This is a genomic window from Pseudomonas sp. YJ42 (assembly GCF_047225135.1).
GTDB lineage: Bacteria > Pseudomonadota > Gammaproteobacteria > Pseudomonadales > Pseudomonadaceae > Stutzerimonas > Stutzerimonas stutzeri_E.
Genome location: NZ_CP178378.1, coordinates 1,175,120 through 1,189,799, shown reverse-complemented (window position 1 = coordinate 1,189,799; position 14,680 = coordinate 1,175,120). Strand labels below are relative to the sequence as shown.

The following is a 14,680-nucleotide window of genomic DNA, read 5'->3' as shown; positions in this document are numbered from 1 at the left end:
CCTCGCAGGAGAGTCCTGATGTCCGCCCCGCACACCCCGGTAGAACGCGCTGATTTCGACCAGGTCATTGTTCCCACTTTCGCACCCGCCGCTTTCATTCCTGTGCGCGGCCAGGGTTCGCGAGTATGGGACCAGAGCGGGCGAGAGCTGATCGACTTCACCGGCGGCATTGCCGTGAACGTACTCGGTCACGCTCATCCGGCACTGGTGGCGGCGCTGACCGAGCAGGCGGGCAAGCTCTGGCACATTTCCAATATCTTCACCAATGAGCCGGCGCTGCGTCTGGCTAAGAAGCTCACCGCCGCGACCTTTGCCGATCGGGCATTCTTCGCCAATTCCGGCGCTGAAGCCAACGAGGCGGCATTCAAGCTGGCGCGCCGCTATGCTCATGACAATTACGGTCCGGAGAAATGCGAAATCATCTCCGCTGTGAACAGCTTCCATGGCCGGACGCTGTTTACCGTAACCGTTGGTGGCCAGCCAAAATATTCCGATGGTTTTGGGCCGAAGATTCAGGGCATCAGTCACGTCCCCTATAACGATCTCGACGCGCTTGCCTCCGCCATTTCGGACAAGACCTGTGCCGTGGTGCTGGAGCCGATACAGGGCGAAAGCGGCGTTCTGCCTGCTGATCAGGCGTATCTTGAAGGCGCCCGCAAGTTGTGCGACCAGCACAACGCGCTGCTGATCTTCGATGAAGTTCAGACCGGAATGGGGCGTACCGGTGAGCTTTACGCTTACATGAATTACGGTGTCATCCCGGACATCCTGACCAACGCCAAAAGCCTGGGCGGCGGGTTTCCGATTGGTTTGATGCTGGCGACGGAAGACGTCGCCAAGCACTTCAGCGTCGGCACCCACGGCACCACTTATGGCGGCAATCCGCTGGCGTGCGCGGTGGCCGAAGCGGTAGTCGATATCGTCAATACGCCCGAAGTGCTGAGCGGAGTGAAGAGCCGGCACGAACGTTTCAAGCACGGGCTGCTGGAGATCGGTCAGCGTTACGGTCTGTTCAGCCAGGTGCGTGGCATGGGCATGCTGATTGGCTGCGTACTCGACGATGCATGGAAAGGGCGGGCGCGCGACATCTTCGATGCGGCCGAGCGAGAGGCCCTGATGATCCTGCAGGCCGGCCCCGATGTGATCCGCCTGGCACCGAGCCTGATCATCGAAGAGGCAGACATTGCCGAAGGCCTTGCGCGCTTCGAACGCGCTGCTGCAAAACTGACTCAGGCCTGAAACTCAGGCCTTCATCTTGGCAGGGCGATTCTGTCCTGCCTTTTCATTGAGAATCTGACATGAGCGATAGCCTGCAACTGATCCTGGAAGACGTAGACGGTACCCAGCTGGAGACATCCTGCACCCGTTTTGCCGTGGTGTGGCAGGGCCGGGAGGTCTGGATTCAACAAGTCGGCAATAACCAACTGATGATTGGCGTCGATGTCGAAGACGGCGACACCGAATACGCCAACCTGCTGCTACGTCCGCTGGCTACCAATCTGGTTAGCCTCGAGCTGGAAATGGAGCCGGTCGAGGCCGTCGAGGACGATCACGTTCATGGGCCGGACTGCAACCACGACCACTGATGACACCACCATGCTGGAACTTGGCCGGCTGCTGGAGCTGACGCTGGCCGGGCGCGACCCCGATCACAAGGTTCAGCTCACCGCTGTGGGCGCCAGGTTGCAGTGGCTGGGTGAGGGCGCCCTCGAAGTGACGCCCCCGCCTGGCCAGGATGCTGGTTTGGACCTGGTGCTGTCGGCCGGCGTGCATGGCTGTGAAGTTGTCCCGATCAGATTGCTCGATCGCCTGATACGAGCGATCGGAAGCGGCACGATCTACCCGCGTGCCCGACTGCTGTTGTTGTTTTGCAACCCGCCGGCGATGCGCCAGGGTGTGCGTCGGGTTGGCCAAGACCTGAATCGACTGTTCTGTGGCAAGCATGCGGGCGGCTCCAGTGTCGAGGCTCGTCGCGCTGCGCAGCTCGAAGCGCTGGTGGCGACATTTTTTCGTGCGCCGGGCCGTCGACGCTGGCATTACGACCTGCACTCGGCCATGCGCGCCTCGAACCTCCCGCAGTTCGCCATCTGCCCCTGGGTCGCCGGGCGTGAGGTTTCCCGCCAAAGCCTGATGCGCCTTCGCCACGCGGCGGTCGATGCGGTGCTGTTGCAGGAAACACCTTCCGGAACCTTCAGCGCCCATACTGCCACGCGTCACGCGGCCGAGGCCTTCACCCTGGAAATGGCCGAAGCGCCCGGTGGCGTCTGGCCTGGGTGTCTCGATGAATTTCTCCAGGCGGCTCACCGGTGGATCGAGGCCGCCGAGCCTGCGCACGCACCCCGCCCTCGACCCTTGGCGACGTTCCGGCTGGCGCGGGAAATCATCAAGCGCAGCGAGGGGTTCGTCCTGCGTTTGCCCGCTGACATAAAGAACTTCGCTCCGCTATCACCCGGCACGCTGCTGGCCGAGGACAATGATGGTGTGCGCTGGGTGGTCGAAGAACTGGGCGCTCGAATCCTGTTCCCGATGGCCGATGTGGCGATCGGCGAGCGCGCCGGCCTGATCGTCGTCCCCTGCGACTGAATCAGCGATTGCCTTGGCCGTTTGCGCGCTTTTGTAAGAGACCCGACCCGGGGCGAAGCTTTTAGCTTTTGATCTTGTAGGAGACCCGACCCCGGGGCGAAGCTTTTGGCTTTTAATCTTGTAGGAGACCCGACCCGGGGCGAAGCTTTTAGCTTTTGGGTGGGCAGGAAACCCGCATTCGCCGCGAGGGCGCGCCTCCCACAGAAAAAAGCACAGCAAAAATACAGCAAAAGCAGTCGCGGCGGGGCGCGGGTGCTTCGGTCTGCTTTTAGCTTTTGATCTTGTAGGAGGCCCGACCCGGGGCGAAGCTTTTGGCTTTTATGTGGGCAGGAAACTCGCATTCGCCGCGAGGGCGCGCCTCCCACAGAAAAGCACAACAAAAGCACAGCAAAAGCAGTCGCTGCGGGGCGCGGGCGCTTCGGTCTGCTTTTAGCTTTTGATCTTGTAGGAGGCCCGACCCGGGGCGAAGCTTTTAGCTCTTTGATCTTGTAGGAGACCCGACCCGGGGCGAAGCTTTTGGCTTTTGGGTGGGCAGGAAACTCGCATTCGCCGCGAGGGCGCGTCTCCCACAAAAAAAGCACAGCAAAAGCAGTCGCCGCGGGGCGCGCTTCCCACAAAAAGCAGAGCTGAGCTGGGGTTGTCTTAGATGCCGGTTGGTGGGTTGTTGAGCGAGTCGTTACCGGTCACTGTGGCAGTACCGGTGGCCGCCTGGGCGCTGGCTCTCAAACGCACATCGTCGGCGTCACTGCGCTCGAGTGGCATGCTTCGTGAGTTGCCTTCGGCCATCTTGGCATGCTCGCTGACTTCGCAGAGCACGCGTTTGGCTTCGCAGTGGCCGGTGAACCCGCGCGTCAGGGCCATGCCCCCCATCGCCAGCTGAATCAGCCCGCCTAAGCCGCCCCGGCCGAGGCCTTTGCCGACGAAGTACAGCCCGCCGATGATCGATGCGGCGCGCTCCCAGCCATGGACGTTCTGCGATGTCCTGTTCATGCCTTATCACTCCAAACAGTGGTATGAGAAGTGACCGCGGCACGCAGGCGCGGTTCCGGCCGCAAGTCGGCGGGCGGCATCCACGCCAATGAGGCAGTCCGCTTATCGATCAGCCATGCCGAAGACCTTGAGGACAAAGGCATACTCCAGCGCAACATCCTTGAGCGCCTGATATCGACCGCTCATGCCGCCGTGTCCGGCACCGAATTCGGTCTTGAGCAGCAGCAGATTGTCGTCGGTCTTGGCGGCGCGCAGCTTGGCGACCCATTTGGCGGCTTCCCAGTACTGCACGCGGCTGTCGTTGTAGCCCGCTACCGCAAGAATGGCCGGGTAGGGCTGGTTGCGCACATTCTCGTACGGCGCGTATGCCTTGATGCGTGCGTGGACTTCAGGCTGGTTCGGATCGCCCCATTCGTCGTACTCGGTCACGGTCAATGGCAGGTCGGCGTTGAGCATGGTGTTCAACACGTCGACGAAGGGCACTTCGGCGATGGCCGCGCCGAACAACTCCGGCCGCAGGTTGAGCACGGCACCGATCAGCAGGCCACCGGCACTGCCGCCGCTGACGGCGAGTCGAGCGGGCTCGGTGTAGCCCTCGGCAATCAGCTTCTCGGCACAGGCGATGAAGTCGCTGAAGGTATTGGGTTTGTGCTCCAGCTTGCCGGCGCGGTACCAGGCCTCGCCGAGGTCGCCGCCGCCGCGCACATGGGCAATGGCAAAGATGAAGCCACGATCGAGCAACGACAGCCGTGCATGGGAAAACCAAGGGTCCAAGCTGTGGCCGTAGGCGCCGTAGCCATAGAGATACAGCGGCGCGGGCTTGCCGAAGTGCTCGCGACGGCCAACCAGGCTGATCGGCACCTGGGTGCCGTCGGCAGCCGTTGCCCAGATGCGCCTGCTCTCATAGGCATCGGCGTCGAAGGGGCCTTCGACCGGCGTCTCCTTGAGGACTTTCTGCTCGCCATCGGCCAGGTTCAGCTGGCGAATCTGCGCTGGGCGGTTCAGGGCTTCGTAGCGCAGCCGGATCACCGGGCTGTCGAATTCGAGCGTGTTATGCACGTGCAGGCTGTAGGCCGCGTCGGGTAGCAGTAGCCGATAGGGCTCGCCAGCTGATGGGCGCACCTCGATGATCGGTAATCCGGCCTCGCGCAGGCTCAGCGTAATGGCGCCAGCGTTCAGACTGACATCTTCGAGCATCACCGCATCGCGATGACCGATCAGTTCCTGCCAGTGCTCGCGCTGCGGTGTGTCCTCCGGTGCCTGGTACAGCGCGAAATTGATGCCGGTCTGGTTGCTGCGTATCAGCCAGCGCCACTGTCCGTCGAGCAGGCCATGGTCGGGGAAGTACTCGTGATCCTCCTGGCGTGGCGCCAGGCAGATCCAATCGCCTTCAGGGTCATCGGCCGACAGCGCCCAGGCTTCGCTGGTGGTCTTGCTGTTGGAGAGGATGACCAACTGACGCTCGGAGCTGGCCCGGTAGCAATGCACGAAAAAACGCCCGTCCGGGTCGTGATAGACCTCGGTACGGCCGCTTTCGCCCAGACGATGGCGGTAGATCTTATGGGGGCGGTGGGTGTCGTCGAGCTCGCCGAAGAACAGCGTCTGGTGGTCGTTGGCCCAGGTCATGCTGCCGTCGCAATCCTCGAACGGCAGGGTAGTCACCTCGTTTGTGGTGAGGTCTTTAACGAACAGTTGGTAGATCTCGTCGCCTTGGGTATCAAGGCTGTAGGCCAGTTTGCTGTGATCCTGGCTAACGCTGAAGGCCCCCAGCGACAAGAACCCGCCAGCGGCCAGTTCATTGGGGTCGAGTAGCAGTTGCTCGGCGCTTTCATCCACTGTGAAAGAGCCATCTAACGGCCGCGGGCACCGGTAATGGCGCGGATATTCGTCGCCCGCAGTGGTGCGCTGGTAGTAGAGCCAGGGTCCCCAGGGTGAAGGCAGCGACAGGTCTGTCTCGCGGATACGTCCTTTAATTTCTTGGAAGAGCGTCTCGCGCAGTTCGGCCTGATCGGCCAGTTGCCGGTCCAGATAAGCATTTTCCGATTTCAGGTAATCGAGCACCTCGGGGGCGTCACGGTTCTCCAGCCACTTGTAGGGATCCTGGCCTGTAGCGACGCGGGCGATGGGGGCAGACATGCATAACTCCTGAAACACGGCCGCGAGCTGACGCGGCTAACGAGGTTGGGGGCAGGCGCAGAGTGTACAAGGTGGCTCGTCAGTGTGTGACGGTACAGGGCGGTGTGGGTTCATCAGCTACTCGCCGGCAATCATCGGCGTGAATGGCTGTCGATGCATAAATCGAGACATCTCGAGCGGCAGCATCGCAGGGCTTGGCTAGGCTTATCGGTCTGATCACGAGTGAGCGCCACTGACTGATCGGCCAGCCGATTGACAATCGATCGCTTTTCCATGAAGGTGTGCTCACCCAAATCAAACGGGCGTATGAATCGAGCGTTTGCCACGCAAATGCCGTCAGCCCGGTTTATCGTGTCGGTGGGTGTCGTTTCACCGGATGTCGCTATATCAGTATCCGGTGACGGTCTTCGGGCCGATGACGTGCGACGCGTAACGTTCAGCTTCCATACCGTGGAGATCAGTTGATGATTTACGAAGGTAAAGCCATCACGGTTAAGGCTCTTGAGAGCGGCATCGTCGAATTGAATTTCGACCTCAAGGGTGAGTCCGTCAATAAGTTCAATCGCCTCACCCTCAACGACCTGCGCCAGGCCGTCGACGCCATCAAGGCCGACGCTTCGGTCAAGGGCGTCATCGTTACCAGCGGCAAGGACGTGTTCATCGTCGGCGCCGACATCACCGAGTTCGTCGACAACTTCAAGCTGTCCGACGAAGAGCTGGTAGCCGGCAACCTGGAAGCGAACAAGATCTTCAGCGATTTCGAAGACCTCGGCGTCCCGACCGTCGCAGCCATCAATGGGATCGCCCTCGGCGGTGGCTTCGAGATGTGCATGGCCGCTGACTATCGCGTCATGTCGACCGTGGCCAAGGTTGGCCTGCCGGAAGTCAAGCTGGGTATCTACCCGGGGTTTGGTGGCACCGTTCGTCTGCCGCGCCTGATCGGTGTGGATAACGCCGTCGAGTGGATTGCATCCGGTAAGGAAAACCGCGCCGAAGACGCGCTCAAGGTTCGCGCCGTGGATGCGGTCGTCGCTCCGGAGCAGCTGCAAGCTGCCGCCTTGGATCTGGTCAAACGCGCTATCTCCGGCGAGCTGGATTACAAGGCCAAGCGCCAGCCGAAGCTGGACAAGCTCAAGCTCAACGCCATCGAGCAGATGATGGCCTTCGAAACCTCCAAGGGTTTCGTTGCCGGTCAGGCTGGTCCGAATTACCCGGCGCCGGTCGAAGCGATCAAGACCATTCAGAAGGCTGCCAACTTTGGTCGCGACAAGGCCATCGAGGTCGAGGCTGCTGGCTTCGTCAAACTGGCCAAGACCTCGGTCGCGCAGAGCCTTGTCGGCCTGTTCCTGAGCGATCAAGAACTGAAGAAGAAAGCCAAGGCCTACGACAAGCAGGCCCGTGACGTGAAGCTGGCCGCCGTATTGGGTGCTGGCATTATGGGGGGTGGTATCGCCTATCAATCGGCCGTCAAGGGTACGCCGATCCTGATGAAGGATATCCGCGAGGAAGGTATCCAGATGGGCCTGGACGAGGCCTCCAAGCTGCTCGGCAAGCGTGTCGAAAAAGGCCGTCTGACCGCTGACAAGATGGCTCAGGCGCTCAACGCGATCCGCCCGACCATGTCCTACGGTGATTTCGACAACGTCGATATCGTCGTTGAAGCCGTGGTCGAGAACCCGAAGGTCAAACACGCCGTGCTGGCCGAGGTGGAAGGGCACGTTCGCGAAGACGCGATCATCGCTTCCAACACCTCTACGATTTCCATCAGCTACCTGGCCCAGGCGCTCAAGCGTCCGGAAAACTTCTGCGGCATGCACTTCTTCAACCCGGTACACATGATGCCGCTGGTGGAAGTGATTCGTGGTGAGAAGACCAGCGAAACCGCCATCGCCACCACCGTCGCCTACGCCAAGAAAATGGGCAAGAGCCCGGTCGTGGTCAACGATTGCCCGGGCTTCCTGGTCAACCGCGTGCTGTTCCCTTACTTCGGCGGCTTTGCCCGCGCCATCGCCCATGGTGTCGACTTCGTTCGTGCCGACAAGGTGATGGAGAAGTTCGGTTGGCCCATGGGGCCCGCCTATCTGATGGACGTCGTCGGCATGGACACCGGCCACCACGGCCGTGATGTTATGGCTGAGGGTTTCCCGGATCGCATGAAGGACGACACCAGGACCGCCGTTGACGTCATGTACGAAGCCAACCGCCTCGGCCAGAAGAACGGCAAGGGCTTCTATGCCTACGAGATGGATAAGAAGGGCAAGCCGAAGAAGGTGGTCGATCCCCAGGCTTACGAATTGCTCAAGCCTGTCGTCAGCGAGACCCGCGAGCTGTCCGACGAGGACATCATCAATTACATGATGATCCCGTTGTGCCTGGAAACCGTCCGCTGCCTGGAAGACAAGATCGTCGAAACCGCAGCCGAGGCCGACATGGGCCTGATCTACGGCATCGGCTTCCCACCCTTCCGTGGTGGCGCGTTGCGCTACATCGATTCGATCGGTGTCGCCGAGTTCGTGGCATTGGCCGACAAGTACGCCGACCTGGGCCCGCTGTATCACCCGACTGCGAAGCTGCGTGAGATGGCTGCCAGCGGCCAGAGCTTCTACGGTTAATTGAGGAAAGAATAGAATGAGCCTTAATCCGAGAGACGTCGTCATTGTCGACTTCGGCCGTACCCCGATGGGTCGTTCCAAGGGCGGCATGCACCGCAACACCCGCGCCGAGACCATGTCCGCGCACCTGATCGATGGCTTGTTGGCACGCAACCCGAAAATCGATCCGGCCGAAGTGGAAGATGTGATCTGGGGGTGCGTCAACCAGACCCTGGAGCAGGGCTGGAACATTGCCCGCATGGCGTCGCTGCTGACCCGCATTCCGCACACCAGCGCCGCGCAGACCGTCAGTCGCCTGTGCGGCTCGTCGATGAGCGCGCTGCACACCGCCGCTCAGGCGATCATGACCGGTAACGGTGATGTCTTCGTCGTCGGTGGTGTCGAGCACATGGGCCACGTCGGCATGATGCATGGCGTCGATCCGAACCCGCAGCTGTCGCTGTATGCCGCCAAGGCGTCCGGCATGATGGGCCTGACCGCCGAAATGCTGGGCAAGATGCATGGCATCACCCGCGAGCAGCAGGACGCCTTCGGCGAGCGCTCGCATCGTCTGGCGCACAAGGCCACGGTTGAAGGGATGTTCAAGGACGAGATCATCCCGATGGAAGGTTACGACGAAAACGGTTTCCTCAAGGTCTTCGACTACGATGAAACCATTCGTCCGGAAACGACCCTCGAGAGCCTGGCGGCACTCAAGCCGGCGTTCAACCCCAAAGGCGGCACCGTGACGGCGGGTACTTCCTCGCAGATCACCGACGGCGCTTCCTGCATGATCGTGATGTCGGCGCAGCGTGCGCAGGACCTGGGCGTCCAGCCGATGGCTGTAATTCGCTCCATGGCCCTGGCCGGTGTCGATCCGGCGATCATGGGCTACGGTCCGGTGCCTGCGACTCAAAAGGCGCTCAAGCGTGCCGGTCTGACCATGGACGACATCGATTACGTCGAGCTCAACGAAGCCTTCGCTGCCCAGGCACTGCCTGTGCTGAAGGATCTGAAGCTGCTCGACAATATGGAGCAGAAGGTCAACCTGCATGGCGGCGCCATCGCACTGGGGCATCCGTTCGGTTGCTCCGGAGCGCGTATTTCCGGCACCCTGTTGAACGTGATGAAGCAGAAGGGCGGTACCCTGGGCGTGTCCACGATGTGCATCGGTCTGGGCCAAGGTATCACCACGGTGTTCGAACGCGTCTAAGCTGTTCGGTGACACGGAAACCGGGGCCACGTGCCCCGGTTTTCATTTTGATGGGTACGCATTTTTTCAGAGGCAGCCAGATGCAGGTCACGCCAGGCCGTTATCGTCACTACAAAGGCCCCGAATATCGGGTATACGCAGTTGCCCGCCATTCCGAAACAGAAGAGTCGGTGGTGTTCTATCAGGCGTTATATGGGGATTTCGGCCTTTGGGTGCGTCCGCTCTCGATGTTTACCGAAACGGTGGAGGTCGACGGCGAAACGCTTCCCCGTTTCGCCTTGATCGAGGCCGAACCCAGCCGTTTTTGAATGCTATCTCGGTGGGCGGGCTTAACCCTTGCGCTTGACCTCGACTCTGTCGCCACTATATATAGCGGTGCTTTCGGACCGCGTGAAAGCGATTTCACTCGGTTTTTGGCCGGTAAAGCCTGCGCCGAGCAAGCCGCTTGCCGCGTGAACATGAAAGTTTTCCGGAGCAATTGAATGCTCTTTGCAGTCCCGTAAAAGGACTGCTTCGCTTCTCTCTGGCAGACTGAGCGTCATTTGCAGCGTTCGGCTACTGCCGGTTCATTATTTCTCAGTTCATCTTTCGATTCAGGAACTCTCCTCTCCATGGGTAAATCGCTGGTCATCGTGGAATCACCGGCCAAGGCCAAGACAATCAACAAGTATTTGGGCAACCAGTACGTGGTGAAGTCGAGTATCGGCCACATCCGCGACCTTCCCACCAGCGGCTCTGCCAACAAGGAGCCCGTCAAGCGCGGCAAGGCGGCGGCTGCCGAAGCCCCGGCGCTGTCGCCGAAGGAGAAAGCCAAGCGTCAGCTGTTCGCCCGCATGGGGATCGACCCCGAGCATGGCTGGAAGGCCAAGTACGAAATCCTGCCAGGCAAGGAAAAGGTCATCGAGGAACTGCGCCGGCTGGCCAAGGAAGCCGATACCATCTATCTCGCGACCGACTTGGATAGAGAGGGGGAGGCCATTGCCTGGCACCTGCGTGAATCCATCGGTGGCGACGACAGTCGCTACAAGCGGGTAGTTTTCAACGAGATCACTAAGAAGGCGATCCAGGAGGCGTTCTCGAAACCGGGCGATCTGGATATCAACCGGGTCAACGCGCAACAGGCTCGACGCTTCCTCGATCGTGTCGTGGGCTACATGGTCTCGCCGCTGCTGTGGCAGAAGATCGCCCGCGGGCTCTCCGCTGGCCGTGTGCAGTCGGTTGCGGTAAAGCTGGTGGTCGAGCGCGAGCGCGAGATCCGCGCCTTCGTTCCGGAAGAGTATTGGGAAGTGCATGCCGACCTGGCGACCGCCGAGCAGGCGAAGGTGCGGTTCGAGGTCGCTCGCGAGAACGGCGAGGCGTTCAAGCCGCTGAACGAAAGCCATGCCATGGCCGCGCTGGAACAGCTCAAGGACGCCAGCTACAGCGTCGCCAAACGTGAAGACAAACCGACCAGCAGCAAACCCTCGGCGCCATTCATCACTTCCACGTTGCAGCAGGCGGCGAGCAATCGCCTTGGCTTTGGCGTGAAGAAAACCATGATGATGGCCCAGCGGCTCTACGAGGCGGGATACATCACCTACATGCGTACCGACTCGACCAACCTCTCGGCGGATGCCCTGAGCATGGTGCGCAGCTTCATCGAGGATGAATTCGGCAACAAATACCTGCCGGAGAAACCGAATTTCTACTCCAGCAAGGAAGGTGCGCAGGAAGCCCACGAGGCGATCCGCCCGTCCGACGTCAATCTGCGCCCGGCCCAGTTATCGGGCATGGAGCGCGATGCCGAGCGCCTCTACGACCTTATCTGGCGTCAGTTCGTGGCGTGCCAGATGCCACCTGCGCAGTACCTGTCTACCAGCGTGACCGTCATTGCGGGCAACTTCGAGTTGCGCGCCAAGGGCCGGATTCTCAAGTTCGACGGCTACACCAAGGTCATGCCGCAGCAGAGCAAGAGCGGTGAGGATGACGTGCTGCCCGAAATGAACAAGGGCGACGGGATGAAGCTGATCAAGCTCGATCCGAGCCAGCACTTCACCAAGCCGCCGGCACGCTACTCCGAAGCCAGCTTGGTCAAGGAAATGGAAAAGCGCGGTATCGGTCGGCCGTCCACCTACGCCGCCATCATTTCGACCATCCAGGACCGTGGCTACGTCTCGCTGCACAATCGGCGGTTCTACTCGGAGAAGATGGGCGACATCGTCACCGAACGCCTTTCGGAGAGTTTCAATAATCTGATGGACTATGGCTTCACCGCCGGTATGGAAGAAAACCTCGATGACGTCGCTCAGGGTGAGCGCGAGTGGAAGCATGTGCTTGACGAGTTCTACGGTGATTTCCGCAAGAAGCTCGATGTGGCCGAAGCCAGCGACAATGGCATGCGCGCCAATCTGCCGACTCTGACCGATATTCCATGCAAGGTCTGCGGCCGGCCGATGATGATTCGCACCGCCTCCACCGGCGTGTTCCTCGGCTGCTCCGGCTACAGCCTGCCGCCGAAAGAGCGTTGCAAGTCCACCGTCAACCTGATCCCTGGCGATGAAATCGCCGCCGACGATGAAGGCGAGTCAGAGTCCCGTGTGCTACTTGGCAAGCATCGCTGCCCGATCTGCACTACGGCCATGGACGCCTATCTCCTCGATGAGACCCATAAACTGCACATCTGCGGCAACAACCCGGATTGCAGCGGCTATGAGATCGAGGAAGGTCAGTACCGCATCAAGGGCTACGAGGGACCGAGCCTGGAGTGCGACAAGTGCGGCAGCGAAATGCAACTCAAGACAGGCCGTTTTGGCAAGTTCTTCGGCTGTACCAACGCTGAGTGCAAGAACACGCGCAAGCTGCTGAGAAGCGGCGAGGCGGCGCCGCCAAAGATGGACGCGGTGAAGATGCCAGAACTCAAGTGCGAAAAAGTCGACGATACCTACGTTCTGCGTGACGGTGCGTCCGGGTTGTTCCTCGCCGCCAGTCAGTTCCCAAAGAATCGGGAGACTCGTGCCCCGCTGGTGGTGGAGCTGATTCCGCACAAAGATGAGATCGATCCGAAGTATCACTTCCTATTGAGTGCACCGCAGAAGGACCCCGAAGGCCGTCCAGCCGTGATCCGCTTCAGCCGAAAGACCAAGGAGCAATACGTGCAGACCGAAGTCAACGGTAAACCGACTGGCTGGAAGGCATTCTACGATGGCAACAAGTGGAAGGTAGAAGACAAGAGCACCGGTAAATAAGCGACAGCGCCACGTTGAGCCGGGTACCCCGGTCTCAACGTGCAGCGTTTCAACTGTTGGGAGGCCGTCGCCATGGCTCACGAGCTGTATACCCGTACCAATCAAAAAATCTACTTTGCCGGCCTCGCCCTCGAGAGTTGGCGACGGGCCGAAGAAAAAGGCGCGATGAACGCTCCGGGGCTGATCCAGGCGGAGCGAGAGGCCAGCCTGTTCCATCTGTACGGCGCGGTGCTTGGCCTTTGTCACGAGGTTGCAGGCTACTATCGTTTGCCAGATGCCAGTGCGCCGCGTGCGGAATTGCTGCTGTCACGTCCCTCGCAGGATTCTTCGCCGAGCCCCGAACTGGCTGAACTGATCGAGCTGGCTGACCACTCCGGGACTTGGCTTGCGCAGTTGTTGAACGCCCATGCGGCGTTGTTCGCGCCGCCACGCGCGCCGGCCAAGCCCAAGACCGACCCGACCATGCCGTTGATCGAGGCCGTCAGCGTAGGCGAAGAAATTCCAGCGCTGACGCGTGAAGAGGTGGAGTCCTGGCGACGCAGTCTGAAGGACCTGGCCTTGCGTTTTCGCGAATCGCTTACCGAATGGTAAGCGGGCAGGCGAGCGATCCTCGTGTCTCAGGTGTCACCTCACGCTCGGTGCTTGAATCGCAATACGAGGGCGATCCCACCCAGAATGGCAAGGCCCGCAGCCACCAATCTGCCCGTTAGGGATTCCCCCAGAAGCAGGCTTCCCGCCAAAGCGGTGAGAAGCGGCACGCTCAGTTGCACACTGGCCGCCTGGATGGCCGCCAGGCCCGGCAGGGCGGCATACCAGATGGCGTAGCCGATACCCGACGTAAGCCCGCCGGATAACAGCGCATAGACTACCCCGGCGCTGTTCCACTCGAGCCCATTGAGCGCCAGCAGGCCCAGTACGGCCATGATCGGAAGGCTGCGAATAAAGTTTCCGGCGGTGGCCGCCAGTGGATCAGGCGTTCCTTTTCCCAACAGCGAGTACGCCCCCCAGGCGACCCCTGCCAGGGCCATCAACAGCGAAGCTGACAACGACGGTGTGCTCGTACCAGGAAGCAGAAGCGCGACCAGTCCGCCCGCAGCCAACACTATCCCGACCGTTTGCAAACGATGCAGTCGCTCTCCTTTGAACAGCCCCCAGACGATCATGCTCAGCTGAACCGCGCCGAACAGCAGCAGCGCGCCGGCACCGGCATCGAGGTGCAGATAGGCATAGGAAAACGCAGCGGCATAAGTGAAGAGCGCCAGGGCGCCGTACCAATTGCCGGCCACCCTCGACGGGCCTTTGCGCAGCCACAGCAACAGCCACAGCCACAGCACCAGCGCTCCGGCAAACAGGCGCAGCGCGGTAAAACTGGCTGGATCGATCTGGCTGTCGCGTAGTGCCGCGCGGCAAAGTAACGAGTTGCCGGCAAAGGCGAGCATGGCCAGTGCTGTCAGCAGAAGGGTTCTGAAGGTCATCCTGAATTCCTTGGAGCCAGTGGGATGCCCTGACCGCTGGCATGGCTTGGTAAGGCATTATCCTACTGTGCCGTTGCGTAATGACGCACCTTCTTCGCCGAATACCAGCCTGACGCTATGCGGCGTATGTCCAAACGGAGAACGACCAGTGCTGTCTACAGGTCGGTCGGCTGTTACAATGCGCCGTTTCACGGGGAGCAGATTCATGCCAACGTCTTTTCTGGAAATCGTCGAGCTACCCGACGGGAGCATTGTGCTGCGTCGCGCTGAAGACGAAGGCGTACTGGTTACGTTGGACTTCTCTGACGATGCCAAGGTTTTTCTGCAAGGTCAGCATGTCGAAATTGCCAAGGCGATGTTCAACGTCGGCGTGCAGATGGCGGGGCGAGTATCGGAAGGAGAGCTCGAACGAGACGACGAAGAGGGGCCGCGCGTCCTGCATTAAGGATTGGATTGCCTGGTAGCCTT

12 protein-coding genes are annotated in these 14,680 nt (G+C 60.6%); 9 read left to right on the top strand and 3 right to left on the bottom strand.

The window, feature by feature from the left end; translation table 11 throughout:
- The first annotated feature begins 18 nt into the window (after window positions 1-18).
- The 3 genes from ACL0K2_RS05180 to ACL0K2_RS05170 are packed head-to-tail and all read left to right on the top strand — an operon-like array spanning window position 19 to window position 2,583.
- Window positions 19-1,239 (top strand): aspartate aminotransferase family protein, encoded by a 1,221-nt coding sequence (locus ACL0K2_RS05180; protein ID WP_045162558.1) that lies wholly within the window; start codon window positions 19-21, stop codon window positions 1,237-1,239.
- A 59-nt stretch (window positions 1,240-1,298) separates the two neighbouring features.
- The gene (locus ACL0K2_RS05175) at window positions 1,299-1,586 is read left to right on the top strand and encodes a hypothetical protein (RefSeq protein ID WP_045162557.1); all 288 of its coding nucleotides are present in this window, start codon (window positions 1,299-1,301) and stop codon (window positions 1,584-1,586) included.
- A gap of 10 nt (window positions 1,587-1,596) precedes the next feature.
- Window positions 1,597-2,583, top strand: a complete 987-nt coding sequence (locus ACL0K2_RS05170) for a succinylglutamate desuccinylase (RefSeq protein ID WP_045162579.1) — start codon at window positions 1,597-1,599, stop codon at window positions 2,581-2,583.
- Window positions 2,584-3,225: 642 nt separating this feature from the next.
- Here ACL0K2_RS05170 and ACL0K2_RS05165 read toward each other — a convergent pair.
- The gene (locus ACL0K2_RS05165) at window positions 3,226-3,573 is read right to left on the bottom strand and encodes a DUF2892 domain-containing protein (RefSeq protein WP_045162556.1); all 348 of its coding nucleotides are present in this window, start codon (window positions 3,571-3,573) and stop codon (window positions 3,226-3,228) included.
- Window positions 3,574-3,675: 102 nt separating this feature from the next.
- A complete protein-coding gene (locus ACL0K2_RS05160; RefSeq protein WP_413043946.1) occupies window positions 3,676-5,709 on the bottom strand; it encodes a S9 family peptidase in 2,034 nt (677 codons plus the stop codon).
- A 464-nt stretch (window positions 5,710-6,173) separates the two neighbouring features.
- Here ACL0K2_RS05160 and fadB point away from each other — a divergent pair, with 464 nt between their 5' ends.
- The 5 genes from fadB (at window position 6,174) to ACL0K2_RS05135 (ending at window position 13,328) form a co-directional block, all read left to right on the top strand.
- Window positions 6,174-8,321, top strand: a complete 2,148-nt coding sequence (fadB, locus tag ACL0K2_RS05155) for a fatty acid oxidation complex subunit alpha FadB (RefSeq protein ID WP_045162554.1) — start codon at window positions 6,174-6,176, stop codon at window positions 8,319-8,321.
- A 16-nt stretch (window positions 8,322-8,337) separates the two neighbouring features.
- Window positions 8,338-9,513, top strand: coding sequence for an acetyl-CoA C-acyltransferase FadA (gene fadA, locus ACL0K2_RS05150; protein WP_413043945.1), 1,176 nt, complete (start codon window positions 8,338-8,340; stop codon window positions 9,511-9,513).
- 80 nt (window positions 9,514-9,593) lie between these two features.
- On the top strand, window positions 9,594-9,821 hold the full coding sequence (locus tag ACL0K2_RS05145; RefSeq protein WP_045162552.1) for a DUF1653 domain-containing protein: 228 nt from the start codon (window positions 9,594-9,596) through the stop codon (window positions 9,819-9,821).
- A gap of 303 nt (window positions 9,822-10,124) precedes the next feature.
- Window positions 10,125-12,737 carry a type I DNA topoisomerase gene (gene topA, locus ACL0K2_RS05140; protein WP_413043944.1) on the top strand — a complete coding sequence of 871 codons (2,613 nt, stop codon included), beginning with the start codon at window positions 10,125-10,127 and terminating at the stop codon, window positions 12,735-12,737.
- A 72-nt stretch (window positions 12,738-12,809) separates the two neighbouring features.
- A complete protein-coding gene (locus ACL0K2_RS05135; protein ID WP_045162578.1) occupies window positions 12,810-13,328 on the top strand; it encodes a DUF6586 family protein in 519 nt (172 codons plus the stop codon).
- Between the two features lie 38 nt (window positions 13,329-13,366).
- On the opposite strand, the gene ACL0K2_RS05130 is transcribed toward ACL0K2_RS05135, so the two are convergent.
- Complete coding sequence (locus ACL0K2_RS05130; RefSeq protein ID WP_413043943.1) at window positions 13,367-14,212, bottom strand: DMT family transporter; 846 nt, start codon at window positions 14,210-14,212, stop codon at window positions 13,367-13,369.
- Between the two features lie 205 nt (window positions 14,213-14,417).
- Between ACL0K2_RS05130 and ACL0K2_RS05125 the strand changes: the two genes are divergently transcribed.
- The gene (locus ACL0K2_RS05125; RefSeq protein ID WP_045162549.1) at window positions 14,418-14,657 is read left to right on the top strand and encodes a hypothetical protein; all 240 of its coding nucleotides are present in this window, start codon (window positions 14,418-14,420) and stop codon (window positions 14,655-14,657) included.
- Window positions 14,658-14,680 lie beyond the last annotated feature (23 nt).

Excerpts from the sequence above, each read along its gene's own strand:
- ACL0K2_RS05180 (WP_045162558.1), top strand. The coding sequence starts at position 19 with ATGTCCGCCCCGCACACCCCGGTAGAACGCGCTGATTTCGACCAGGTC.
- ACL0K2_RS05175 (WP_045162557.1), top strand. The coding sequence starts at position 1,299 with ATGAGCGATAGCCTGCAACTGATCCTGGAAGACGTAGACGGTACCCAG.
- ACL0K2_RS05170 (WP_045162579.1), top strand. The coding sequence starts at position 1,597 with ATGCTGGAACTTGGCCGGCTGCTGGAGCTGACGCTGGCCGGGCGCGAC.
- ACL0K2_RS05165 (WP_045162556.1), bottom strand. The coding sequence starts at position 3,573 with ATGAACAGGACATCGCAGAACGTCCATGGCTGGGAGCGCGCCGCATCG.
- ACL0K2_RS05160 (WP_413043946.1), bottom strand. The coding sequence starts at position 5,709 with ATGTCTGCCCCCATCGCCCGCGTCGCTACAGGCCAGGATCCCTACAAG.
- fadB (WP_045162554.1), top strand. The coding sequence starts at position 6,174 with ATGATTTACGAAGGTAAAGCCATCACGGTTAAGGCTCTTGAGAGCGGC.
- fadA (WP_413043945.1), top strand. The coding sequence starts at position 8,338 with ATGAGCCTTAATCCGAGAGACGTCGTCATTGTCGACTTCGGCCGTACC.
- ACL0K2_RS05145 (WP_045162552.1), top strand. The coding sequence starts at position 9,594 with ATGCAGGTCACGCCAGGCCGTTATCGTCACTACAAAGGCCCCGAATAT.
- topA (WP_413043944.1), top strand. The coding sequence starts at position 10,125 with ATGGGTAAATCGCTGGTCATCGTGGAATCACCGGCCAAGGCCAAGACA.
- ACL0K2_RS05135 (WP_045162578.1), top strand. The coding sequence starts at position 12,810 with ATGGCTCACGAGCTGTATACCCGTACCAATCAAAAAATCTACTTTGCC.
- ACL0K2_RS05130 (WP_413043943.1), bottom strand. The coding sequence starts at position 14,212 with ATGACCTTCAGAACCCTTCTGCTGACAGCACTGGCCATGCTCGCCTTT.
- ACL0K2_RS05125 (WP_045162549.1), top strand. The coding sequence starts at position 14,418 with ATGCCAACGTCTTTTCTGGAAATCGTCGAGCTACCCGACGGGAGCATT.